We start from the raw sequence: 22,891 nt of genomic DNA, 5'->3' as shown, positions 1-22,891 counted from the left end.
TCATGCTGCCAGCGCCCAGGATCACACGGAATCTGGCTGACCTGCTCGCCGGTTTCATTGACCACGGTGTTCCCGAAGCCACGGTTCGCGATGTCGTGATCGACTCGCGCGCGGCTGTGCCCGGCGCGCTGTTTCTGGCCTGTGCCGGCGAGGCCGGGCATGGCCTGGAACACGCCGAACACGCGCTGGCGGCCGGCGCATGCGCGATCGTCTACGACCCGGCCGGCGTGCATACACCGCCCGGCTTCGATGTGCCGATGATGGCTCTCGGCGACCTGTCGGCCCGTGCCGGCGAGATCGCGGCCCGCTTCTATGGGCGGCCGTCCGAGTCGTTGTTCGTGGCCGGCGTGACCGGTACCGACGGCAAGACGTCCTGTGCCTGGTTGATCGCCCAGGCGATGCGGCACGTCGATCAGGCCTGCGGTTATCTGGGCACGCTCGGTTTCGGCGATCCGAGTGATCTGGCGCTGGCCACGCACACCACGCCGGATGCCACGCGCATTCAGCACTGGCTGGCCCGGATGGTCGCTGCCGATTATACGGCCGCCGCGCTCGAGGTCTCCTCGCACGCCCTGGCACAGAAGCGGGCGGATGCCGTGGCCTTCGATGTGGCGGTGCTCACCCAGATCGGGCGCGATCATCTGGACTATCACGGCGATGACGCGGCGTACGTCGCCGCCAAGCGCCGGCTGTTCGATCAGGCCGGGGTGCGTCACGTGGTGCTCAACGCCGACGATGCCCATGGCCGCGACTGGCTCGTCGAGTTCGGTGGCCGCCCGGGCCCGGCGCCGCTGGCCTACGGCCGTCATGAGTCGGTGCCCGATCACGCCCATTTCGTGCATGTCACGGCGGTCGAGGCACATCCCGACGGCTTGCGTGTCCATGTGCACACCCACGTCGGTGAGGCAGATCTGGTCACCGGACTGGTCGGTCTGTTCCATGCCGCGAATCTGGCGGCGTGTCTCGGTGTGCTGCTGGTCCGCGGTATCGCGCTGGAAGCGGCAGTGGCCGCTCTCTCGCAGGTGGCCACCGTGCCCGGCCGCATGGAGCGTATCGCTGGCCCGCGCGTCGAGGCGCCGCTCGTGATCGTCGACTACGCCCACACGGCCGGCGCCCTGGAAGCCGCGCTCGAAGGCGTGCGCGCGCATGCCCGGGGCCGGGTGCACTGTGTGTTCGGCTGCGGCGGCGATCGTGATCGCGGCAAGCGCGCCTTGATGGGCACCGTGGCCGCGCGTCTGGCCGATTACCTGTGGCTGACCGACGACAATCCGCGCGGCGAAGCGCCCGAGGCGATCGTCGCCGAGATCACCGCCGGGCTGCCGGCTGACTGGCAGGCGCCGTCGCATTACCGAATCGAGCACAAGCGTCGACGTGCCATCGCTGCCGCGATCGCAGCGGCCGGGCCGGGCGACGTGGTGCTGATCGCGGGCAAGGGCCACGAGACGACCCAGCAATACGGCCCGCATATCTACGAATTCGATGACCGCGTGGTGGCTGGCCGCGCACTGGAGGGCGCATGAAGGGCCGTCTGTCGGAATTTGCGGCCGCACTCGACGCCGAACTCGTCGGCGAGGACGCCGTGTTCTCCGGTGCGGCGATCGACACCCGCCGTATCACACCGGGGGCGTTGTTCTTCGCGTTGTCTGGCCAGAACAACGATGGCCACGATTTCGTGGCGCGTGCCGGTTCGGCCGGTGCGGCCGGGGCCGTGGTCGCCCGGGCCCAGGATACCCGCGTCCCGCAGCTCGTCGTCAGCGACGTCACGGCTGCGCTGTCGCGCGCGGCACGGCTGGCGCGTGCCGGTTTCGCCGGCCCCGTGATCGGCGTGACCGGGTCCAACGGCAAGACCACGGTCAAGCAGATGATCGCCGCGATCTTCGAGGTCGCCGGCACCGTCATGGCCACCGAAGGCAATCTGAACAACCATCTCGGCGTGCCGCTGACGTTGATGCGTCTGGACGCCGGTGCCGAGCGGGCCGTGATCGAGATGGGGGCCAACCATCCCGGCGAGATCGGCCAGCTGGCCGGCATCGCACGGCCCACGGTGGGGGTGATCACCAACGCCGGCTGGGCGCATCTGGAAGGCTTCGGTTCGCGCGAGGGTATCGCCCGTGCCAAGGGCGAGCTGTTCATTCGCCTGCCCGAGGACGGCATCGCGGTGATCAATGCCGACGACGACTATGCCGGACTCTGGAAGGAATTCGCCGGTGCCCGGCGTGTCGTGACGTTCGCACTCGATGCCGACAGTGCGGTGGTGCATGCCCGCGACGTCGAAATTGATGCCGAGACCGCTGCCTTCGAGCTGGTTGTCGGCAACGAGCGAACCCGGGTGACGCTGCCGCTGGCCGGCGAGCACAACGTGCGTAACGCCCTGGCGGCCGCCGCCGTGGCGCATGCGGTCGGGCTGGATATCGCCACGATCGCGGCCGGGCTGGCCCGCATGGCCTCGGTGGGCGGTCGGCTGGCGATCACGCCGGCCATTCACGGTGCCCGCGTGGTCGACGACAGTTACAACGCCAATCCGGCCTCGCTGGAAGCGGCGCTGGCCTGGCTGGGGCGCCAGTCCGGCGCCCGCTGGGCGGCGCTCGGCGATATGGGGGAGCTGGGGACATTCAGCGAAGACGCCCATCGCCAGGCCGGCCGCGATGCCCGGGCCGCCGGTATCAGCCGGCTGTTCTTGACCGGTCCGTCGAGCCGGCTGACCGCCGAGGCGTTCGGCGAGGGCGCCGAGTGGTATCCCGATCACGACGCGTTGATCGCCGATCTCGAAGCCGGGCTGGCAAGCACTGACGATGTGGTCGTGCTCGTCAAGGGCTCACGTAGTGCCCGCATGGACCGGGTGGCCGATGCCATCGCACGACCGACCGAAGCCGGAGCAGGTGCCGTATGCTGATGTATCTCGCGCATCTGCTCGAGCCGATCTTTTCGGGCTTTCGCGTATTCCAGTTCCTGACGCTGCGCGCGATCCTCGGCGTACTGACCGCGATGATCTTTTCATTCGTGTTCGGCCCGAAGATGATCCGCCTGTTGACCGTGCGCCAGATCGGCCAGTACGTGCGTGACGACGGCCCGCAGAGCCATCTCGTCAAGGCCGGCACGCCGACCATGGGCGGCACGCTCATCATCGCGGCGGTGATCATTTCGACCCTGCTCTGGGCGAATCTGGCCGATGCCTGGGTCTGGCTCGTGCTGTTCGTGACCGCGGCCTTTGGCGCCGTCGGGTTCGTCGACGACTATCGCAAGCTGAAGTTCGGCAACAGCAAGGGGCTGTCGGCGCGGGCCAAGTATGGCTGGCAGACGGTCATCGGTCTGGCTGCCGGCCTTTGGCTCTATCTGGTCGCAGCCAGTCCCGCGGAGACCAGCGTGCTGATCCCGATGGTCAAGGACGTCGCCGTGCCGCTGGGCGTCGGTTATGTCGTCTGGACCTATCTGGTCGTGGTCGGCTCCTCGAACGCCGTGAATCTGACCGACGGCCTGGACGGGCTGGCGATCATGCCCTGTGTGTTGGTCGCTGCGGCACTGGCGATCTTCGCCTACGTCACAGGGCATGCCGAATTCTCGCGCTATCTGGGGTTTGCCTATATTCACGGGGCCGGCGAACTGGCGATCTTCTGTACCGCGATCGCCGGGGCCGGACTCGGCTTCCTCTGGTTCAACGCCTATCCGGCCCAGGTGTTCATGGGCGATGTCGGCGCGCTGGCTCTCGGCGCGGCGCTGGGCATCGTCGCGGTGATCGTGCGTCAGGAACTGGTGCTGCTGGTCATGGGCGGCATCTTCGTGGCCGAGACGGTCTCGGTGATGATCCAGGTCGTCGGCTACAAGCTGACCGGGCGCCGGATCTTCCGCATGGCGCCGCTGCATCACCATTTCGAGCTCAAGGGCTGGGCCGAGCCCAAGATCATCGTCCGGTTCTGGATCATCACGCTGGTGCTGGTCCTGATCGGCCTGTCGACGTTGAAGATCCGATGAGTGCCTGGGCGCGACAACTGGCCGATCGCCACGTGCTGGTGGTCGGCTGTGGTGCCACCGGCGCCTCGGCGGCGCGCTTTGCCGCCGAACGAGGCGCGCGCGTGCGCATCGTGGACAGCCGTGAGACGCCGCCGGCCGCCGAGATGCTGGCCGACGCGTTTCCATCCATCGAGATTCGGACCGGTGGGCTCGATCCCCACGCGCTGACCGGCATCGACGAGCTCGTGGTCTCGCCCGGCGTGGATCTGCGCGAACCGTTGATTGAGGCCGCGCGTGCGGCCGGCCATGCCATCGTCGGCGATATCGAATGGTTCGCCCGCGTGGTCGATGCACCGGTCGTGGCCATTACCGGTTCCAACGGCAAGTCCACGGTCTCGGCCTGGCTGCATGCCGCAGCCGAAGCCGCCGGCATCCGAGCGGTGATCGGGGGCAATTTCGGCACGCCGGCGCTGTCGCTGCTGTCGGATACGGTCGCGCTTTATGTACTGGAACTATCGAGTTTCCAGCTGGCGCTGTGCGAAACGCTCGCGCCGGTCGCGGCAACGGTGCTCAATATCTCACCGGATCATATTGATCGTCACGGGGATCTGGCCGATTACATCGCTGCCAAGGCCCGGATCTTCGATCGGGCCACGATCGCCGTGCTCAACGCCGACGATCCCGAGGTCGCGGCGATGGCCGCCGACTCGCCGCGCGTGGTGCGTTTCGGTGCCGGCCACGACGTCGACTATCGCCTGACCGACGACGGCGATCTCGCGCGGGGCGACGATGTATGGCTGCGCGGCGATGCGCTGAGCCTGTCCGGTCGTCACAACGCGATGAACGCGCTGGCGGTATGGGCGCTGGCCGACGTGCTGGCCATCGAATGGCGGGCCATCGCCGAGACGCTGACCGGCTTTGCCGGTCTGGCGCACCGTTGTCAGCCGGTGGCGACGGTCGACGACGTGGTCTACGTCGACGATTCCAAGGGTACGAATATGGGCGCCATGCTGGCTTCGCTGGCGGGTATGGATCGGCCCGTGGTGTTGCTGGCCGGCGGCCAGGCCAAGGGCCAGGATTTTGCGCCACTCGGCCCGGTTGCCGGGGCGCGTGCACGCGCGGTGATCGTGTTCGGCCAGGACGCCGAGGCTGTGGCCCGGGGCGTCGGCACGCATGCGCCGGTCACTCGCGTTGCCGATCTGGCTGAAGCGGTGCGCAAGGCCCATGCGCTGGCCCGTGCCGGCGATGTGGTGCTGCTCTCGCCCGGCTGTGCCAGTTTCGATCAGTTTTCCGGTTATGTCGCCCGTGGTCAGGCATTCGCCGCGGCCGTTTCGGAGCTTGCCGCATGAAACGTCTGTTGAATGCATCGAACCTGCCGCGGGTGACGCCCGACGTATGGCTGCTGGCCACGCTGGTCGTGATCGCCAGTCTCGGGCTGGTCATGGTCGGTTCCGCTTCGGTGGCGGTCGCCGAACGCATGACCGGCGATTCCCTGCATTACTTCTACCGGCAGGCGATCTTCGGTGTGATCGGTCTGGGCGTGGGTTTCGTGGTGCTGCATGTTCCGATGCAGGCTCTGGCGCGACACACGTTCACGATGCTCGGCGCCGGGCTGGCGCTGTTGTTCGTGGTGTTGATCCCGGGGCTCGGCCACTCGGTCAACGGCGCCCAGCGCTGGCTGGATTTCGGCCCCGTTGCGCTCCAGGCCTCCGAGCCGGCGCGTTTGTGCCTGATTCTCTATATTGCCGGTTATGCCACGCGCCGACAGACCGAGCTGGCCACCAGCTGGGGTGGGCTGTTGCGTCCGATGCTGTTTCTGTTCATCGCCTGTTTCCTGATGCTGCTGGAGCCGGATTTCGGGGCCAGCGCCATTCTCGTCGCCGTGGCCGGCATCATCCTGTTCCTGGCCGGCGCGCGGCTGTTCAATCTGATCGTGATCGCCGGCGGCGCGGCCGGGGCGCTGGTGGTGATGGTGCTGTCTTCGCCGTATCGCATGCAGCGTCTGATCAGCTTCTCCGATCCTTGGGCGCATCCGTTCGCCAGCGGTTTCCAGCTCACACAGTCGCTGATCGCCATCGGCCGCGGTCATCTGTTCGGCGTGGGACTCGGCAATTCGGTACAGAAACTGTCGTATCTGCCGGAGACCCACACCGACTTCCTGTTCGCGATCTATGCCGAGGAATTCGGGCTGGCCGGTTCGCTCGTGCTCATCGCGCTGTTCTCGATCGTGGTCTGGCGCGGTTTTGTCATCGCCCGGCGCGCGCTGGACGTCGACCAGCTGTTCGGCGGTTTTCTGGCCTACGGTCTGTCCGCCTGGATTGCGCTGCAGGCGTTCGTGAACATGGCCGTCAACATGGGGCTGTTACCGACCAAGGGCCTGACGTTGCCACTGATGAGCTACGGCGGCTCCTCGCTGGTCATGATGTGCATGCTCTGTGCGCTGTTGTTGCGCGTGGACCTGGAAAGCGCGGCCGCACAGCGCGAGGCCACGTCATGAGCGCCGATCTGGATGGACTGCGCGTGCTGATGATGGCCGGCGGCACGGGCGGACACGTCTTTCCCGCGCTGGCCGTGGCAAGGGCGCTCGGAACCCGGGGGGCTATCGTCGAATGGCTGGGCACGGCGGCCGGGATCGAGGCGCGCCTCGTGCCGGCCGAGGGCATCACGCTGCACACGATTCGCGTGGCGGGCCTGCGCGGCAAGCACCTGACGACGCTGCTGGCGGCGCCCATGGCTATCACGCGGGCGCTGTGGGAGGCACGCGGCGTGCTGCGTCGCGTACGGCCGCATGTGGTCGTCGGCATGGGCGGTTTCGCTGCCGGGCCGGGCGGGGTGATGGCGCGTCTTGGCGGTATGCCGCTGGTCATTCACGAACAGAATGCGGCCGCCGGACTGACCAACCGGATTCTGGCCCGACTGGCGCGCCGTACGCTGCAGGCTTTTCCGGGCACGTTCGCGGCCCGCCACGGCGCTGTCACGGTCGGCAATCCGGTGCGCGCCGAGATTCTCGCCCTGGCGCCGCCGGCAACGCGCTGGGCCGAGCGGCACGGGCCGCTGCGGCTGCTCGTGCTCGGGGGTAGTGGCGGGGCGCTGGCCATCAATCAGCGGGTGCCCGAAGCACTGGCCGGTCTGGCCGACGCCGAACGACCACAGGTCTGGCACCAGGCCGGCAAGACCCTGGAGGCCGCCGAGACGGCGTATGCCGAGCGTGGTGTCGCAGGTCGAGTCGAAGCGTTCATCGACGACATGGCCGCGGCCTATGCCTGGGCCGACGTGGTCATCTGTCGCTCCGGTGCCTTGACCGTGGCCGAGCTGGCCGCGGCCGGCGTGGGGGCGCTACTGGTGCCGTATCCGCACGCCGTCGACGATCATCAGGCGGCCAACGGCGCCTATCTCGTCGACGCCGGTGCCGCACGGCTTGTGCGTCAGAACGAATTCACCGCCGACCGGCTCCGTGAAGAGCTGGTGGCACTCGGTGGCGATCGCCCGGCGCTGCTGACGCGTGCCGAAGCGGCACGCGCGGCCGCCTGGCCCGAGTCCACCGATCGCATTGTCGAGGCCTGTATTCAGGCTCGGGAGGCCACATGATGGACGTCAACTGCCCCGGCGCGGCCGAGGCTGGCTTCCAACCATTGACACACCGGCCCATGCGGCGTGTGCGCACCGTGCACATGGTCGGCATCGGCGGCGTCGGCATGGCCGGCATCGCACGCGTGTTGCTCAATCTGGGTTACACGGTGACGGGCTCGGATGCCAAGGCCAGTGCCGCGACACAGGCCCTGGCCGCGCTCGGCGCCACGATCTATCTCGGGCATGCGGCCGCGAATGTCGCCGAGGCCGACGTTGTCGTCGTCTCGACCGCGGTCTCTGCCGAGAACCCGGAAGTGGTGGCAGCCCACGAACGCCTGGTGCCGGTGGTGCGGCGTGCCGAGATGCTCGCCGAGCTGATGCGTTTTCGTTATGGCATCGCCGTGGCCGGCACTCACGGCAAGACCACGACCACGAGTCTGGTGGCCCAGCTGTTGGCCGACGGGCATCTCGACCCGACCTTTATTGTAGGCGGCAAGGTGTTGAGCACCGGTTCGAACGCCCAGCTGGGGGCGGGGCCGTATCTGGTGGCCGAGGCCGACGAGTCGGATGCCTCGTTTCTGCTGCTCACGCCGATGATGGCGATCGTGACCAATATCGACGCCGATCATCTGGAAACCTACGGCGGCGATTTCTCTCGCCTGACCGAGACGTTTCTCGAGTTTCTGCACCATCTGCCGTTCTACGGTCTGGCCGTGCTTTGCGTGGACGATCCGGTCGTGCGCGAACTGCTGCCCGAGGTGGGCCGGCCGATCCTGACGTACGGTATCGACCACGAAGCGGATTTCCGCGCCACGGACCTTCGCTACGACGGTGCCGGCACGCGGTTCAATCTGACGGTGCGCGGTGAGCCGGCGTTCGAGGTACACCTGAACCTGCCGGGCCGTCACAACGTGCTCAATGCCCTGGCCGCGGCCGCGGTGGCACACGAGCTCGGGGTGGACATGGCCGCGATCGGGGCCAGTCTGTCCGCGTTCGCCGGGATCGGTCGCCGTTGCGAGGTGATCGGCGACATCGCCTATGGCACACGCCAGGCACTGCTGGTCGACGACTACGGCCATCACCCCCGTGAGCTGGCCAGCACGATCGCCGCGGTCCGCGGTGCCTGGTCGGATCGACGCGTCGTGGTGGTCTTCCAGCCGCATCGTTTCACCCGGACCCGCGATCTGTTCGAGGACTTCTGCGAGGTGCTGGCCGATCTCGACGTGTTGGTGCTCTGTGAGGTCTATCCGGCCGGCGAGGCTGCGATCACCGGCGCCGACGGACGCGCGCTGTCGCGCGCCGTGCGCGCCCGGGGGCGGGTCGATCCCGTTTTCGTCGATGACATCGCCAAGCTCGATGCGACGCTCGACGGCGTGATCGCCGACGGCGACGTGGTGCTGACACTCGGCGCCGGCGACATCGGCGGGGCGGCACAGACGCTCGCGCGGACCCGTGGGGTGGGCCGTGATGCATAACCGTTGTTCTGTTTTCTCGATTGCCGGCGGTGGCCGGCAACTGCCCGGGGGGCGTTCGTCATGAGCAAGTCAACCACACGCTGGATCCGTGATCTGTCCATTGGCGCGCTACTTCTCACCGGTGTGGCGGCCTGTACCTGGCAGGGCATCAAACCGGACGACTCGGGTCCGCGGCGGCTCTATATCAGCGGCCATTCGGCGCACGTCTCCGACGGCGAACTGGCGCGCCTGGCCGCGCCTTATCTCAAGGCCTCGTTCTTCGATGTCGATCTGAAGGGGCTTCAGGACAAGCTGGCTGCCAAGCCGTGGCTGACCGATGTCTCGGTCTCGCGCCACTGGCCCAACGGTGTGGTCGTGCACATCGCCGACCGCAAACCGGTGGCCTACTGGGGCAATGACCGGATGCTGGGCGCCGACGGCGAGATCTTCGCGCCCGACAAGCGGCCGCCCGGTCTCGTGCAGCTCGACGGCGCGGACGACCAGGCCGCGAAAGTCTATGCCCAATACCGCCGACTATCCGGTATCCTCGCCGGTCATGGTGCGCATCTTGCGTCATTGAAGCTCGATGCGGACGGTGATTGGCAGGGTCGGCTCGACAACGGGTTGGCACTGCGACTCGGGCACGATGAGCTCGCAGCGCGCATGCAGCGGTTCGTGCGTTTCGGGCTTGAACGCTCGGCGGCGTCCAGTGCGTTGGCCGAAGCCGGCTATGTCGATCTGCGCTACAGCGACGGTTTTGCAGTTGGCGGCACGCGCAAGCAGGTGGCGTCAGCCAGCGGGCAGGAGAATATGGGATGAGCAAACGGCCGGAGAAGAACCTCATCGTCGGCCTGGATATCGGCACCTCGAAGGTGGCCTGCATCGTGGCTGAAGTCCACGACGGCCAGCTCGAGATCATCGGCCTGGGATCTGCCCCCTCCAAGGGGATGAAGAAGGGCATGGTGGTCAACATCGAGTCGACGACCGACTCGATCCGTCGCGCGGTCGAAGAGGCCGAGCTGATGGCGGGCTGCCGGATCCAGACCGTGCATTGCGGCATCTCCGGCGCGCACGTGCGCTCGCTGAACTCGCACGGCATCGTGGCGGTGCGCAACAAGGAAGTCACCGAGTCCGATATCGAGCGCGTGATCGACGCAGCCTGTGCGGTGGCGATTCCGGCCGACCAGAAGATTCTTCATGTGCTGCCGCAGGAATTCGCGGTGGACGACAACGAAGGCATCCAGGAACCGGTTGGCATGTCGGGCGTCCGGCTCGAGGCCAAGGTGCATATCGTTACCGGGGCGGTGACCTCCGCGCACAACATCCAGAAATGCGTGGCGCGCTGCGGGCTGGAAGTCTCCAAGCTTTCGCTCGAGCAGCTGGCCTCCTCGTACGCGGTGCTGACCGACGACGAGAAGGACCTCGGCGTGGCGCTGGTCGACATCGGTGGTGGCACCTCGGATATCGCGGTGTTCGTCAACGGCTCGATCCGGCATACGGCGGTCATCCCCATCGCCGGCGACCAGGTCACCAACGATATTGCGGTGGCGCTACGTACGCCCACCCAGCACGCCGAGCAGATCAAGATCCGCTACGGCTGTGCATTGCCCGAGCGCATCGAGGACGACGATGCGATCGAGGTGCCGAGCGTGGGCGAGCGGCCGCCGCGTCGCCTGTCGCGTTACACGCTGGCCGAGGTCATCAAGCCGCGTTATGAAGAGCTGTTCATGCTCATCCACAAGGAGCTGGTACGGTCGGGTTTCGAAGACCTGCTGGCCGGCGGCGTGGTCATCACCGGCGGTTCTTCCAAGATGGAAGGGCTGACCGATCTGGCCGAGGAAGTCTTTCACATGTCGACGCGTCTGGGCACGCCGCAGAAGGTTCGCGGGTTGTCCGATGTGGTACGCAATCCGATACATGCCACGGGTGTCGGGTTGCTCGAGTTCGGAAACCGGACACAATCACGTGGCGTGATGGAGGCCACGGGCGGCGACACCACGTTCGCCCAGGTCTGGGAACGCATGAAAGCGTGGTTCAAGGGCAATTTCTAGACGCGTGATCCGAGGGGCGACGGCCGGGGCACGGGGCGAAAAGTCTTTCCCGCGGGAAGGACAGGCGAAGCAACAGAGGTGCAACATGCCAGAAGTATTCGAGTTTGCTGATCAGACGAACACTCAGGCGGTCATCAAGGTGATCGGCGTTGGCGGCGGCGGCGGTAACACCGTCAACCAGATGGTCGCCGGCGGCATCAAGGGTGTCGATTTCATTTGTGCCAACACCGACGCCCAGCATCTCGAGCGCTGTCAGGCCGACGTGCTCGTGCAGATGGGCATGAACGTCACGCGCGGCCTCGGTGCCGGTGCGGACCCGGCCGTCGGCCGTCAGTCGGCCGAAGAGGATCGCGAGCGGATCCGCGAGGCCATCGAGGGCGCGGACATGTTGTTCATCACCGCCGGCATGGGGGGCGGTACCGGTACCGGTGCGGCGCCGGTCGTCGCCGAGATCGCGCGCGAGATGGGCATCCTCACGCTGGCCGTCGTCACCAAGCCCTTCCCCTTCGAGCGCGGCAAGCGCATGGAAGTCGCCCACAAGGGCATCGAGGATCTCGGCCAGTTCGTCGATTCGCTGATCGTCATTCCCAACGAGAAGCTGCTGACCGCGCTCGGCAAGTCGATCACGCTCAAGAACGCCTTCCAGGCTGCCAACAACGTGTTGCACAACGCAGTGCAGGGCATCTCGGATCTGATCACTCGGCCCGGCATGATGAACGTCGACTTCGCGGACGTGAAGCGCGTGATGAGCGTTCAGGGCATGGCCATGATGGGTCGGGCCACGGCCAAGGGCGAGGATCGTGCGCGCGAGGCCGCCGAGGCCGCACTCGCCAGTCCGCTACTCGATGATCTATCGCTGCACGGTGCACAGGGCCTGCTGGTCAACGTCACCGGTGACGAGAATCTGGGTATCCATGAATTCCAGATCGTCAACGAAGTCGTGGCCGAGATGGCCGGCGACAACGCCGAAGTCATCGTCGGCATGGCCGAGGATTCCGAGTGCGGGGACGAGCTGACCGTGACGGTCGTGGCGACCGGCCTGGGAAACCAAGGCGGTGAGCGCGACGCACGCCGCCCGGTCAAGCGCGATGCGGCTGGCCAGATGCGCTATGAAGATCTGGATCGGCCGACAGTGATCCGTCAGTCGCCGCGGCAGAATCAGAACGACAATGCGGCTGTCGACATGGATTACTTCGACGTGCCGGCCTTTCTGCGCAATCAGGCCGATTAGGCGCTCTGCGTTTCGCCTTCTTGTTGCCTCGTGGCCGGGTGAGGGGAATCGCCCGGCCACGGACAGGAATCGGCGCAGGTGGCGATGAACAGGCTGCGACACTGTGATAGATTGGCGGGTTTTCCGGCGCGGGCGCACGCGCACATCCGCCACGACTGAATTAAGTCGAAGTTAAGACTGTGTTACTAGACTGTAAAGCATAACGATGACGGTAGTGTGACGTTTCAATCGTCACGGCTCGTCGAGAAACAGGGAAGTCCGACTCATGCTACGACAGCGCACGCTCAAGAACCCGATCCGGGCGACCGGTGTTGGCCTGCATACGGGGCAGAAGGTCTACATGACGCTTCGCCCGGCCTCTGCCAACAGTGGCATTGTGTTCCGGCGCATGGATCTGTCGCCGAACGCGGACGTGCGCGCCGAGGCCTTCAATGTCGGCGATACGACGCTGGCAACTACGCTCGTCGATGATGGCGTGCGTGTCAAGACGGTGGAGCATCTCATGTCGGCGCTAGCCGGTCTGGGAATCGACAATGCCGTGGTCGAGTTGTCCTGCGACGAGTTGCCCATCATGGATGGTAGTGCCGGGCCGTTCGTCTTCTTGCTGCAGTCGGCCGGTATCCAGGAGCTGGATGCGCCGAAACGCTTCATTCGTGTAAAGCGGCCGGTCGAGGTCGCCGAAGGCGACAAATGGGCGCGTTTCGATCCGTTCGACGGCTTCAAGGTCAATTTCTCGATCGACTTCGATCATCCGGCCTTCGCCGACGGCATGCAATCGGCGACTGTGGATTTCTCCACGACATCGTTCGTGCGTGAAGTCAGTCGAGCGCGCACTTTCGGCTTCATGCGTGATATCGAGTACCTGCGCTCGAACAATCTGGCGCGGGGCGGCTCGATGGATAACGCTGTGGTGCTCGACGATTACCGTGTGCTCAATGCCGATGGTCTGCGCTACGACAACGAATTCGTGCGCCACAAGATTCTGGATGCGATCGGTGATCTCTATCTGACCGGACGCGGCCTGATCGGCAGTTATTCCGGTCACAAGTCGGGCCACGCCCTGAATAACAAGCTCGTGCGGACGCTGCTTCAAACCACGGATGCGTGGGAAGAGATCACGTTTGACGAGCCGGAATCGCTGCCGATCTCCTACATCAACGCACGCCCGGCAGTTGTCGCTGCCTGATCGCGCGTTTTCATCGAGACAGCGCCTACGAAGAGCCGGCCGCGAGCCGGCTTTTTCGTGGGCGGTATCGCCGTATTGGCGATAACCTTGCCCGCATTGGCGTAACGCACGCGCCAGTGCGCGCGCCGGAGCCTCGGATTAGCGTGTTGATGGTGTCGTGCGAGTCTTTTATGCCCATTGCCTGCTGAAAGGGACCAGGGGCGGCGAGACGAGGCGTGGAACGCATCGTGTTTGGATTTTTTGCCTGCCTGCCTGCCTGCTCGCGCGCTGAATCGCCGTGGCGTTTTGATTGGGGCGTTTATCTCGAGGGGATGGCCGCCCTTGAACAGTCGACTGGGCGGCCACGGGGGCGCGTGGCCACGCCAGGATTGGCGACTCTTGCCTGGGACGAGGCCTGGGACGAGACGCCCCGGGTTGGTCTATCGCAGCAGCCCGCGCCGATACAGGCGCCAGAGCACCGGCCAGCCGTAGATCAGGGGATGACGCCGCAGTCGATCCGTGACCTCGATCTCGACGCCTGTGTGGCGGGCCAGTTTCCAGGCCCCGTAGTCGACGGCGTTGCCGAAGGTGAAGCAGGCCTTGGACAGGCGGGCGACCGATAGCGCGCGGCCAAGCGGGCGTCGGATGCGCCAGCGCCGGGCAGCGCGGCGCTTTTGGGCCATGCTCGGATAACAGCGAAAACGGCCGGTCGAATCGATTTCGGTATCGAAGGCCAGGTGGCCTCGCGCTGCATGCAGCCGGCGTGCATATTCCGCCCGATCGGTGTCGATGACGGTCGTGCTGCGGCGGCTGTCTTCGGTACGCAGCTCACCGGAATAGCTGAGCGCGAGCGCCTCGGCAAATGCCTCGGCCGGCGCGCGCGCTGTATCCGAAAGCGCGGGCAGGCACTCGTCGAGCAGCGTGGCGACGGCGCGCCCGAGATGGGCACGGAATCGTGTCCGCGTATCGGCGTCCCGGGTGGTGACGATGGCCACGGGCTGTGCAAAACGTCCCCAGATACTGGACAGCAGGGCCGTGGTGCAGCCACGGGCCAGCTCGGCCTCATCGATCACGGCATATTTGCAGCGAAGCAGACCCTGCGCGCCGTCGGCTTCCAGGTAGTAGACGTTCGGCGGCACCAGCCGGTTGGCGAGCGCGCTGATCGGGCGATCGTGGGCTGCGCGGTAATTGTCGACGACCACGTAAAGATCCACGAGACCATCATGGATACGGCCGCTGCGCAGGCACGAACCATAGAAGATGATGCCCGACACGGCCGTACCATGACGGGCTTCGATGGCCGTGATCAGTGGTGAGAGCGCCTCGGCCACCGGGCTGTGGCATGGCCCGGCGATGGCGGCGAAGCCGTCCTGCGTCTCGGCGGCGGTACTCACAGCGAGACAAACGACAGACGACCCGCCACCGACAGGCGCACTGGGCCGTCGGCCGCTGCGCTGCGGAAGAATTCACCGTCCACGATGAAACCGCCTTCGAAGTCGAGCTCCAGGGTGTCGCTGTTGTGGCTCAGATAATCGATCGGCTCGGCACGACCGGCCCGCGACGAGCCGCGCACGATCAGCGGAATCCGCCAGAACAGTCGGTTGGCCCCGTGACGGATTACGGTCCAGGCGATCGCGGCGTCCTCGCGGCCCCAGAAGGGGTGAAATCGCAATACCAGGCGATGCAGTGTGGAGGCGACCATGAGCAGCGCCTCGTCGTCCATATACTGTTGCTTGTCGTCGCGCAGACTCAGCCGCGTGGGCGCGAAATGGCGACCGTCGCCGGTCAGCACGGACTTCAGAAAACGCAGGAACGCAAGCGCCGGGCCGACTTCACCGCGCAGCCCCACGCTATGCAGTCGTTTCTGCGTATGCTCGACCGCATGATGGACCGCACCGGCTCCGAAGAACATGCCGGCGATCGCGGCGCGGTCCCCGCCGGGCTCGATGCGCAGTACGCTGCGCTGACGAAGCCGTGCGCTGCGCTGACCCGCGGCCCAGTCGCACAACGGCTGCCAACCCCGGCGTCGCACGTTGATCGCGCCGGCATCGCGCGCAGTCATGTTGGTGCTGCCGGTGGGGATGAGCGCCAGCAGGGGTGGTTCGGCGAAATGCTCTTTCAGGAGAATCTCGCCAAGCACGCACTGCACGGTACCATCGCCACCGGCCACGGCGAGCAGGTCAACGCCGAGGCCGGCCAGCTCGGCGACCGCAGCGGTGATTTCGGCCGTGGTATTGGCCTCGATGGCTGGTACGCCGGCCGGCGGTGCGTGATGGCCCCAGCGTCGGCGATGTCGTCCACTCTGTGCGTTGTAGATGATGCCCAGCCGCCGTGGCGTGCTGGCGGACGCTTTCTCGACCATGCCGGCTCCTGGAATCCGCGGGTATTCGGCCCCTGTGCTCGAGCCAGCCGGACGCCGCGTCTCGGCTCGTCGAGGTGCCGCGCATTCTAGAGCCTGTTGATGTTTCGTACGAGTCCGCGCCAAGTGCTGCGCTACGACAAGCCAAGGCCTGGCGCGCTGGATTGCCGTCGTATCTTTGATTCGGGGCGCCTGTTCCCAAGGGTTGGGCCGCCCATGAAAAATCGACGATGGGCGCCCTGCGGCGTTGCCCGTCTGGATCGTGGCACGCCACGATCGGCGACTCGCGCCTTGCCGGACACACGGCGGTCTCTCGACGAAAAGGCGCTCGAACGAAACATCAACAGGCCCTAGCAGAACACCCGGCAGGCAGAAACAGAGCGCTCGGGCGAACACGCCAGCCCGCCATATTGAAGGCCCGGTCGCCGCGCGCTGCGAGCGCCTCGCACGCCGGTTTCACTGGGCCGGCCGGATCGGCGTCGTCTCATCCGCGGCCGTTGAGAATGGCCTCGACCTGACGCAGGTCGGCCACCGAGTCGACGTCGATGGCGGCCTCCGGTGTGGTGAGCAGGCTCGGTGCGACCCGCACGCCGCTGCGGCGCGAGAGTTGATTGAAGGCCTGTTCGAGCGTCAGGCGCCGCAGGGCGTATCGAATCAGAGCGCCCCAGCCGAGCATTCCGGAGACCACGCGCGCCGGGTGCTTGCGCTCGTCCTCGACGCGGCGCCAAGCCGCGACCAGGTCGCGCCCGCGGGCCGAGTGCAGGGCGAACAGATTGCAACCGCAGTATCCACGCCCCCCGAGCCGGATGGCGGTACGTTGCGATGCCGGATAGGCGCTGGACACGCGAGCCCGCTCGATCAGGCCGACCGTCAGATCAACGTCGTCGCGTGTCTGGCACATCGCATCGATCATGCGCGGTGTCAGCAGGGCATGGTCGGCCGTGGTGATCAGCACGCGGCGATCGGAATCGATATCGGCCAGTGCGGTCATGGCGCTGGCCACCGGCGAGTCGGCGGGGGAATGCCAGCGAGCGCCGGATTCGCCGATCAGGGAGGCCAGCGTCGGGTTCGCGGCCACGATGTCGGCACGCGGGCCGACGACGTGACAGGTATCCAGCCCCGGGGCCTCGGTGATCGTGTCGAGCACGCGGGCGAGCAGGGGCTTGCCCGCGATCGGCGCCATCGCCTTGCAACCGGCGCCCGTGGCTCTGGCCACCGGGTCGTTGGCGCCACGATCGCCGGCCAGAACGATGACATCCCAGCGTTCGGCCGGCGCGCGCGTATCATGCGTCATGTCAATGTCTTTTCGTACATGCGATAGGTCTTGTAGGCATGGCCGCCCAATGCCTCGATGATATCGCGCATGCCGTGATTGTCGGCGAGAATCCAGGACAGCTCGCTGCCCGAGGCGCCGTGTCGGCAGAACGCGGTTTCCATGGCATCGATCACCCCAAAGGCCAGCGCCGCACCCAGCGGACCGCCCTGATAGGCCTGGCGCACGCCCATGAGCGGCACACGCACGGTCTTCGGAAAACGGACCTTGAGGCGCCACAGCAATTTGCCGATGCCGATCGGGCCGAGCCGTCCGCCGAGATCCCGGGCGGCTTCGTTGATATTGGGCAGGCCGACGATGAAGGCCGCCGGGTGTCCATCGACTTCAGCGATCTGCACGAGATCGTCGGCAATCAGTAGCTTGAGCGTATGGCCCAGATCGCGGAACTCGGCCTGGGTGAACGGTACGAAGCCCCAGTTGTTGGCCCAGGCGTCGTTGAAGATGTCGCGCAGAGTATCCAGTTCGCGGTCGTAGTGCTTGCGCTCGATCGGGCGGATCCGTATCCGGCCGGCATAGCGTGAGAGCAGTCGCTGCATGGCACGCGGCCGGGTGAACGGCAGGTCGAGCCAGAACGCGAGCATGTCGACGGCGGTGTGGTAACCGGACTGTTCGACCAGCCCGGCGTAGTAGTCCCGGCCGTGCGGCATCATCGCCATCGGCGGGGTTTCGAAGCCGTCGACGAGCAGGCCGCATTCATCATTGATCGTCAGATTGAACGGGCCCTGGATGGTGTGCATGCCGCGTTCGGCCAGCCAGGCCTCGGCCGTGGCCATCAGCGCGGCTGCGGCGTCGGCGTCATCGATGCATTCGAACATCCCGAAAAAACCGGTCGGCTCGGTTTCGTCGGCGGTGCGCAGCGCATCGATCTGCGCGGTGATCCGGCCGATGTCGCGACCGTCGCGCACCGCGATCCAGGCTTGCCAGGTTAGATGCTCGAACGCCGGATTCTGTTTTTCCGACAGATGCATGCGTCGCTCGAGCATCAACGGCGCGCGCCACTCGCGGCGCTTCGCGTAGACAGTGTGCGGAACTTTCAGAAAGCGCGTCAGTTCGCGCTTGCCGGCAACAGGGACGATCTGGACAGCGCGATCGGGGTGCGGTGCGGCCATGGCGGATTTCGGGTTGCGGCTGACAGGCGGCAATATACGCGAGCCCGCAACGCATAGCAGGTGTGCTCGCTCTGAACGATTTCTTAACCCACGATGGTTCACAATCCCGTCGCAGGAAAACGTCGTCGCACAGCGTGCGAAGATTGCACGGACATCGGTCCGGCCAGGATGCCGGAAAACCGGGTAAACGCCCGGATCGACTGTTGCCACTAGTGCAAACTGATGCGCTTTGCAGTAGGATTTCGCAGTTGATGTCTGGTGCAACTTCGGTTCGAACAGCGTGATTTGGCAAAGCTTGCAGTGTCGTGACCCATTCGACATGCCCGTCCGGCTCGGCCGACACGCCCAGTTCGCTGCTCGATGATTGCACGCATGCGACGGCTTCCCGTGCCTTCGATGTTCGCGCGACGAAACGGTCGTGCACCGGCGCGCTTTAACTTCGTTGCAGTGCTCGTTACAGGACAGGTAGATCGATGATGAAGCCAACGCCCACCGAACACCGGTTGCCGATGCGTCGCGCCGACTTTGCCACACTGGGCGACGCGCTGGACTACGCAGGCGAGGGCGAGACGGGCTTCAACTTCTACAACGGCCGGGGCGAGCTGGCCCACGCCCTGAGTTATCGCGAGCTGCGCGATCGCGCTCGCGAGACCGCCTCGCGCTTGATCGGGCTCAACCTCGACGAAGGCGCGCGCGTGGCGCTGGTGGCCGATACGCTGCCCGGTTTCATGATCGCTTTCTTTGCCTGCCAGTACGCCGGTTACGTGCCGGTGCCGCTGCCGGTCACGGTGGGGCTTGGCAGTCGGGATGCCTACACTCGCCAGCTGCGCTCGCTGCTGGCCGGCTGCCAGGCCGATGTGGCACTGGCGCCCGAAGACTTCATGAGCTTTCTGACCGACGCGGCCGAGGGCATGACGCTCGCGCATCTTGGCACCTACGAGTCGCTCGAGGCGCTGCCGCCCAGCGAATCGCCGCTGGCCGCGCCGGATGTCACGCGGACCGCCTATCTCCAGTACACCTCGGGCAGCACCCAGTTCCCGCGTGGCGTGGTCATCAGCCAGGCCCAGGTCATGCAGAACCTGTCGAGCATTCTGGAGCTGGGCGTGCAGATGCGCGCCGATGATCGTCTGGTCTCCTGGCTGCCGCTATACCACGACATGGGGCTGGTCGGTTTCATGCTGGCCGCGCTGACCTCGCAGCGGTCGGTCGACTATCTGGCCACGCGCGATTTCGCCATGCGGCCGCGCCAGTGGCTGTCGCTGATCAGCCGCAATCGCGGCACCATCTCGTTCAGCCCCTCGTTCGGCTACGAGCTCTGCGCGCGTCGTATCCGCCACAATGCCGACGATTTCGATCTGTCGAGCTGGCGCATCGCCGGCGCCGGCGCTGAAACGATCCGTCCGGATTCGCTGGGCCGGTTCGCCGAAACGCTTGCCCCGGCGCATTTCGATGCGCGCGCCTTCGTGGCCTGCTACGGCATGGCCGAGTGTTCGCTGGCGATCAGTTTCGCACCGCTGGATGTGGGGCTTTCGACCGACACCATCGATGCCGAAGCACTGGCCGATACGCGCAGGGCCGTCCCGGCCGAAGCCGATCAGGCCGGCCGGACGGTCCGCTTCGTCGATTGTGGCGAGGTGTTGCCCGAATACGATTTCGAAATTCGTGACGACGAGGGCGAGGCGCTCGGCGAACGCTGTGTCGGCGCCGTGCATGTGCGTGGCCCGAGTGTCATGTCGGGTTACTTCCAGCGCCCCGAGGAGACCGCGCGCGTGCTCTCGGATGACGGCTGGCTGGACACCGGCGATCTGGGCTATCGGATCGGCCGTCGCATCGTCATCACCGGCCGGGCGAAGGACTTGATCATCGTCAACGGCCGCAATATCTGGCCGCAGGACCTCGAATGGCTGGCCGAGGCGCAGCCCGAGCTGCGTCCCGGCGACGCACTGGCGTTCGCCGCGCCGTCGGAGGACGGCCACGACGCGGCGGTCCTCGTCATCCAGTGCCGTGTGCGTGAAACGACCGCCCGGCGTGAGCTGATCGGCCGGCTCGAAGGGCTGATGCGGCGCGAATTCGGCGTCGAGTGCCTGGTCGAGGCCGTGGCGCCGCACACGCTGCCGCGCACCTCCTCGGGCAAATTGTCGCGTGCCGGTGCGCGTAACGATTACATCCAGCGGCTCACGGACCGCGTGCACGCGCGCCAGGCGCCTGCCACGACTGCGTCGGACGCCAGCGAACGCCAGGCAGGCTGATCTCATGGCGCGTGTCGCCGTTACCGGCGCGTCCGGTTTCATCGGGCGCGCCGTCGTCCGAGCCCTGATCCAGGCCGGGCATTCGGTCAACGCGTTGGTGCGTCGCCCCGAAGCGGCGGGCGAGGTGCGCGCACTTGGCGCGGCGCCGGTGCGCGGCGATCTGACGAGCGGGCAAGGGCTCGATGGCCTCGTGGCACGGGCCGATGCCGTGGTGCATGCCGCGGGTGCCGTGCGTGGTCGCGATCTGGCCGACTTCGAGCGCGTCAACGTCTACGGCAGCGCACATCTGTTCGCGGCCGCGGCACAGCGCGGGCTGCCGGTGCTCGCGCTCTCGTCGCTGGCGGCGCGTGAACCCGACGTGTCCGACTACGCGCGATCGAAATACGCGATGGAGTGCCTGCTGGCGGGCGTCGATGCGCCTGCGCCGGCACTCGTGCTCCGGCCACCGGCGGTCTACGGCGCCGGTGATACGGCGCTCGGTCCGTTGTTCGCCCTGATGGGCCGTGGACTGGCGGTGACGCCCGGCGACGCGGGGGCCCGGTTCTCGATGTTGCATGTCGATGATCTGGCGTCCGCGGTATGTGCCTGGCTGGCTGACGGTGCGCGCGCCAGCGGTGTCTACGAGATCAGCGACGGCAAGCGCGGCGGCTACCGCTGGGCCGATGTGCTGGCCGAGGCTCGTCGTCTGCGCGGTGCTCCCATTCGTCGTGTGGGCGTTTCGGCACGGGGATTGCAGATGGCCGCGCGTGCCAATCAGCGGTTGGCGCAGTGGGCCGGCTATACGCCGATGCTCACGCCCGGCAAGGCACGCGAGCTGACGCATCGCGACTGGGTCGCCGACACCCAACCGCTGGCCGAGCGGCTCGACTGGCGCCCGACCATCACGCTGGCCCGCGGGCTGGCGCTCACCTGTGACTGGGCGCGCGAACAACGCACGCCCGACGACGAGGACCATTCCGATGAGCAGTCGCTACGACGAGATCTACGCGCATCTGATCGAGCTGCTGAGTCCGTACGTGCCGGATCAGCTCACGATCACGCCGGCCACACGCCTGGTCGACGACATGGGGCTGGATTCGGTGCAGGTGATGGAAGTGATGATGGAGCTGGAGGACCGTCTGGACACCTCGATTCCGCTGAACTTTCTGCCGGACGTGGAGACGATGGATCAGCTGACCCGAGCGCTGAACGAGGCGATCGACGCGTAAGCCTGTTCGACAAGTTCGAACCGATCGCCGATGTCCGGCGACAGATGAAAGAGGCCGGCATCGAGCCGTTGGCCGTGCCGCTCGACCGGGTGCTGTCGTCGACCGAAGCGATCATTCGCGGGCAACGCACCATCCTGGCCGGCAGCAACAATTATCTTGGGCTGACCTTCGACGAGAACTGTGTCGAGGCCGCGGTGGATGCAGTGCGCACGCTCGGCACCGGCACCACCGGCTCGCGCATGGCCAACGGCTCGTATGCCGGCCATATCGCGCTCGAGCAGGAGTTGGCCGATTTCTACGGCATGCGTCGCGGGCTGGTCTTTTCGACCGGTTATCAGGCCAATCTGGGCATGCTCTCGACGCTGGTCGGCCCGCGCGACACCGTCATGCTGGATGCCGATTGTCATGCCAGTATCTACGACGGCCTGCGTCTGGGCGGTGCCAAGACACTGCGATTCAAGCACAACGATCCGGCCGACCTGGATCGGCGGCTCAAGCGACTGGGCGAGACGGCCCGACAGACGCTGGTTGTGGTCGAGGGCATTTACAGCATGCTCGGCGACGCTGCGCCATTGGCCGAGATCGTCGGCGTGGTCAAGAAGCACGGCGCGTACATCATGGTCGACGAAGCCCATTCCATGGGCATCGTCGGGGCAAAAGGGCGCGGCGTCGTCGAATCCGAGGGGGTGCTCGACGCGGTTGATTTCGTGGTCGGCACGTTCTCGAAATCGCTCGGCTCCGCAGGCGGTTTCTGTGTGAGCCCGCATACGGATCTGGACATGATTCGGTATGCCAGCCGGCCCTATATCTTCACGGCGTCCTCGGTGCCCTCGGTGATCGCCTCCACGCGCGCGGCGCTGGCGCGGCTGCGCGACGACGACACCCTGCGCGAACGGATCTGGGACAATGCGACCCGGCTTCATCGCGGCCTCGCGAATCTCGGCTTCGAGCTGGGGGCAGCGCCGGGGCCGGTGGTCGCCACGGTCTACGATTCGCGTGAGGCGGCGCTGGGGATGTGGCAGGGCCTGCTCGATCGCGGCGTATATACCAACCTGATGCTGCCGCCGGCGGCGCCCAACGGCCGATGTCTCGTGCGCGCCAGCCTGTCGGCCGGTCATACGACCGCACAGATCGAGACCATGATCGGTGCCTTCGCCGACACCGCCATCGCCCTGCAGAAAATGCAGCGCGAGGCCGGCTGAGCACCACGGCGG

18 protein-coding genes and 1 pseudogene are annotated in these 22,891 nt (G+C 66.4%); 15 read left to right on the top strand and 4 right to left on the bottom strand.

The genetic code is table 11. From position 1 onward, the window contains the following. The first annotated feature begins 2 nt into the window (after positions 1-2). From D3260_RS12630 to lpxC, 11 genes are all read left to right on the top strand, one after another. Positions 3-1,520: a UDP-N-acetylmuramoyl-L-alanyl-D-glutamate--2,6-diaminopimelate ligase gene (locus tag D3260_RS12630; protein ID WP_120098962.1), complete on the top strand. Its 1,518-nt coding sequence runs from the start codon at positions 3-5 to the stop codon at positions 1,518-1,520. Beyond that, on the top strand, positions 1,517-2,893 hold the full coding sequence (gene murF, locus D3260_RS12625) for a UDP-N-acetylmuramoyl-tripeptide--D-alanyl-D-alanine ligase (RefSeq protein WP_120098961.1): 1,377 nt from the start codon (positions 1,517-1,519) through the stop codon (positions 2,891-2,893). The genes D3260_RS12630 and murF overlap by 4 nt, the downstream gene beginning before the upstream one ends. Then, a complete protein-coding gene (gene mraY / locus D3260_RS12620; RefSeq protein ID WP_120098960.1) occupies positions 2,887-3,969 on the top strand; it encodes a phospho-N-acetylmuramoyl-pentapeptide-transferase in 1,083 nt (360 codons plus the stop codon). Before murF ends, mraY begins: the two co-directional genes overlap by 7 nt. Next, positions 3,966-5,297, top strand: coding sequence for a UDP-N-acetylmuramoyl-L-alanine--D-glutamate ligase (gene murD, locus D3260_RS12615; RefSeq protein WP_120098959.1), 1,332 nt, complete (start codon positions 3,966-3,968; stop codon positions 5,295-5,297). Before mraY ends, murD begins: the two co-directional genes overlap by 4 nt. Then, positions 5,294-6,445, top strand: coding sequence for a putative lipid II flippase FtsW (ftsW, locus tag D3260_RS12610; RefSeq protein ID WP_120098958.1), 1,152 nt, complete (start codon positions 5,294-5,296; stop codon positions 6,443-6,445). Before murD ends, ftsW begins: the two co-directional genes overlap by 4 nt. Further along, entirely contained in the window at positions 6,442-7,536 is a 1,095-nt protein-coding gene (gene murG / locus D3260_RS12605; RefSeq protein ID WP_120098957.1) for an undecaprenyldiphospho-muramoylpentapeptide beta-N-acetylglucosaminyltransferase, read from the top strand. The genes ftsW and murG overlap by 4 nt, the downstream gene beginning before the upstream one ends. Next, on the top strand, positions 7,536-8,993 hold the full coding sequence (murC, locus tag D3260_RS12600) for a UDP-N-acetylmuramate--L-alanine ligase (RefSeq protein WP_199671499.1): 1,458 nt from the start codon (positions 7,536-7,538) through the stop codon (positions 8,991-8,993). Before murG ends, murC begins: the two co-directional genes overlap by 1 nt. Positions 8,994-9,053: 60 nt before the next feature. Next, positions 9,054-9,791, top strand: a complete 738-nt coding sequence (locus D3260_RS12595) for a cell division protein FtsQ/DivIB (protein ID WP_120098955.1) — start codon at positions 9,054-9,056, stop codon at positions 9,789-9,791. Beyond that, entirely contained in the window at positions 9,788-11,023 is a 1,236-nt protein-coding gene (gene ftsA, locus D3260_RS12590; protein ID WP_120098954.1) for a cell division protein FtsA, read from the top strand. Before D3260_RS12595 ends, ftsA begins: the two co-directional genes overlap by 4 nt. An 85-nt stretch (positions 11,024-11,108) precedes the next feature. Continuing rightward, a complete protein-coding gene (ftsZ, locus tag D3260_RS12585; RefSeq protein ID WP_120098953.1) occupies positions 11,109-12,254 on the top strand; it encodes a cell division protein FtsZ in 1,146 nt (381 codons plus the stop codon). Between the two features lie 265 nt (positions 12,255-12,519). Beyond that, positions 12,520-13,440 (top strand): UDP-3-O-acyl-N-acetylglucosamine deacetylase, encoded by a 921-nt coding sequence (lpxC, locus tag D3260_RS12580; protein WP_120098952.1) that lies wholly within the window; start codon positions 12,520-12,522, stop codon positions 13,438-13,440. Between the two features lie 419 nt (positions 13,441-13,859). Here lpxC and D3260_RS12575 read toward each other — a convergent pair whose 3' ends face one another. The 4 genes from D3260_RS12575 to D3260_RS12560 form a co-directional block, all read right to left on the bottom strand. Continuing rightward, the gene (locus tag D3260_RS12575) at positions 13,860-14,813 is read right to left on the bottom strand and encodes a hypothetical protein (protein ID WP_120098951.1); all 954 of its coding nucleotides are present in this window, start codon (positions 14,811-14,813) and stop codon (positions 13,860-13,862) included. Further along, positions 14,810-15,781 (bottom strand): diacylglycerol kinase family protein, encoded by a 972-nt coding sequence (locus D3260_RS12570; RefSeq protein ID WP_120098950.1) that lies wholly within the window; start codon positions 15,779-15,781, stop codon positions 14,810-14,812. Before D3260_RS12570 ends, D3260_RS12575 begins: the two co-directional genes overlap by 4 nt. Before the next feature lie 481 nt (positions 15,782-16,262). After that, positions 16,263-17,072: a nucleotidyltransferase family protein gene (locus D3260_RS12565; protein WP_120098949.1), complete on the bottom strand. Its 810-nt coding sequence runs from the start codon at positions 17,070-17,072 to the stop codon at positions 16,263-16,265. Further along, positions 17,069-18,220, bottom strand: a complete 1,152-nt coding sequence (locus tag D3260_RS12560; protein WP_120098948.1) for an N-acetyltransferase — start codon at positions 18,218-18,220, stop codon at positions 17,069-17,071. The genes D3260_RS12565 and D3260_RS12560 overlap by 4 nt, the downstream gene beginning before the upstream one ends. Positions 18,221-18,693: 473 nt before the next feature. Here D3260_RS12560 and D3260_RS12555 point away from each other — a divergent pair, with 473 nt between their 5' ends. From D3260_RS12555 to D3260_RS18135, 4 genes and pseudogenes are all read left to right on the top strand, one after another. Then, entirely contained in the window at positions 18,694-20,469 is a 1,776-nt protein-coding gene (locus D3260_RS12555) for a fatty acyl-AMP ligase (protein ID WP_233544063.1), read from the top strand. 4 nt (positions 20,470-20,473) lie between these two features. Further along, positions 20,474-21,082 (top strand): annotated as a pseudogene (locus D3260_RS18145) (NAD-dependent epimerase/dehydratase family protein); the annotation flags it as partial. A 346-nt stretch (positions 21,083-21,428) separates the two neighbouring features. Then, complete coding sequence (locus D3260_RS18140; protein ID WP_370456302.1) at positions 21,429-21,677, top strand: acyl carrier protein; 249 nt, start codon at positions 21,429-21,431, stop codon at positions 21,675-21,677. A gap of 44 nt (positions 21,678-21,721) precedes the next feature. Next, positions 21,722-22,879 carry an aminotransferase class I/II-fold pyridoxal phosphate-dependent enzyme gene (locus D3260_RS18135; protein ID WP_370456301.1) on the top strand — a complete coding sequence of 386 codons (1,158 nt, stop codon included), beginning with the start codon at positions 21,722-21,724 and terminating at the stop codon, positions 22,877-22,879. Positions 22,880-22,891: the final 12 nt, after the last annotated feature.

It is taken from the genome of Salinisphaera sp. Q1T1-3, from assembly GCF_003602005.1.
Taxonomy (GTDB): domain Bacteria; phylum Pseudomonadota; class Gammaproteobacteria; order Nevskiales; family Salinisphaeraceae; genus Salinisphaera.
Note: the sequence above shows the minus strand (reverse complement) of the source record. Positions and strands in the feature narration are given on the sequence as shown.

Bases quoted from the DNA above. Each gene is read 5' to 3' on its own strand.
- D3260_RS18140 (WP_370456302.1), top strand. From the start codon at position 21,429: ATGAGCAGTCGCTACGACGAGATCTACGCGCATCTGATCGAGCTGCTG.
- D3260_RS12595 (WP_120098955.1), top strand. From the start codon at position 9,054: ATGAGCAAGTCAACCACACGCTGGATCCGTGATCTGTCCATTGGCGCG.
- lpxC (WP_120098952.1), top strand. From the start codon at position 12,520: ATGCTACGACAGCGCACGCTCAAGAACCCGATCCGGGCGACCGGTGTT.
- murF (WP_120098961.1), top strand. From the start codon at position 1,517: ATGAAGGGCCGTCTGTCGGAATTTGCGGCCGCACTCGACGCCGAACTC.
- ftsZ (WP_120098953.1), top strand. From the start codon at position 11,109: ATGCCAGAAGTATTCGAGTTTGCTGATCAGACGAACACTCAGGCGGTC.
- D3260_RS12570 (WP_120098950.1), bottom strand. From the start codon at position 15,781: ATGGTCGAGAAAGCGTCCGCCAGCACGCCACGGCGGCTGGGCATCATC.
- ftsW (WP_120098958.1), top strand. From the start codon at position 5,294: ATGAAACGTCTGTTGAATGCATCGAACCTGCCGCGGGTGACGCCCGAC.
- D3260_RS18135 (WP_370456301.1), top strand. From the start codon at position 21,722: ATGAAAGAGGCCGGCATCGAGCCGTTGGCCGTGCCGCTCGACCGGGTG.
- mraY (WP_120098960.1), top strand. From the start codon at position 2,887: ATGCTGATGTATCTCGCGCATCTGCTCGAGCCGATCTTTTCGGGCTTT.
- murC (WP_199671499.1), top strand. From the start codon at position 7,536: ATGGACGTCAACTGCCCCGGCGCGGCCGAGGCTGGCTTCCAACCATTG.
- ftsA (WP_120098954.1), top strand. From the start codon at position 9,788: ATGAGCAAACGGCCGGAGAAGAACCTCATCGTCGGCCTGGATATCGGC.
- D3260_RS12560 (WP_120098948.1), bottom strand. From the start codon at position 18,220: ATGGCCGCACCGCACCCCGATCGCGCTGTCCAGATCGTCCCTGTTGCC.
- D3260_RS12565 (WP_120098949.1), bottom strand. From the start codon at position 17,072: ATGACGCATGATACGCGCGCGCCGGCCGAACGCTGGGATGTCATCGTT.
- D3260_RS12555 (WP_233544063.1), top strand. From the start codon at position 18,694: ATGATGAAGCCAACGCCCACCGAACACCGGTTGCCGATGCGTCGCGCC.
- D3260_RS12630 (WP_120098962.1), top strand. From the start codon at position 3: ATGCTGCCAGCGCCCAGGATCACACGGAATCTGGCTGACCTGCTCGCC.
- murG (WP_120098957.1), top strand. From the start codon at position 6,442: ATGAGCGCCGATCTGGATGGACTGCGCGTGCTGATGATGGCCGGCGGC.
- murD (WP_120098959.1), top strand. From the start codon at position 3,966: ATGAGTGCCTGGGCGCGACAACTGGCCGATCGCCACGTGCTGGTGGTC.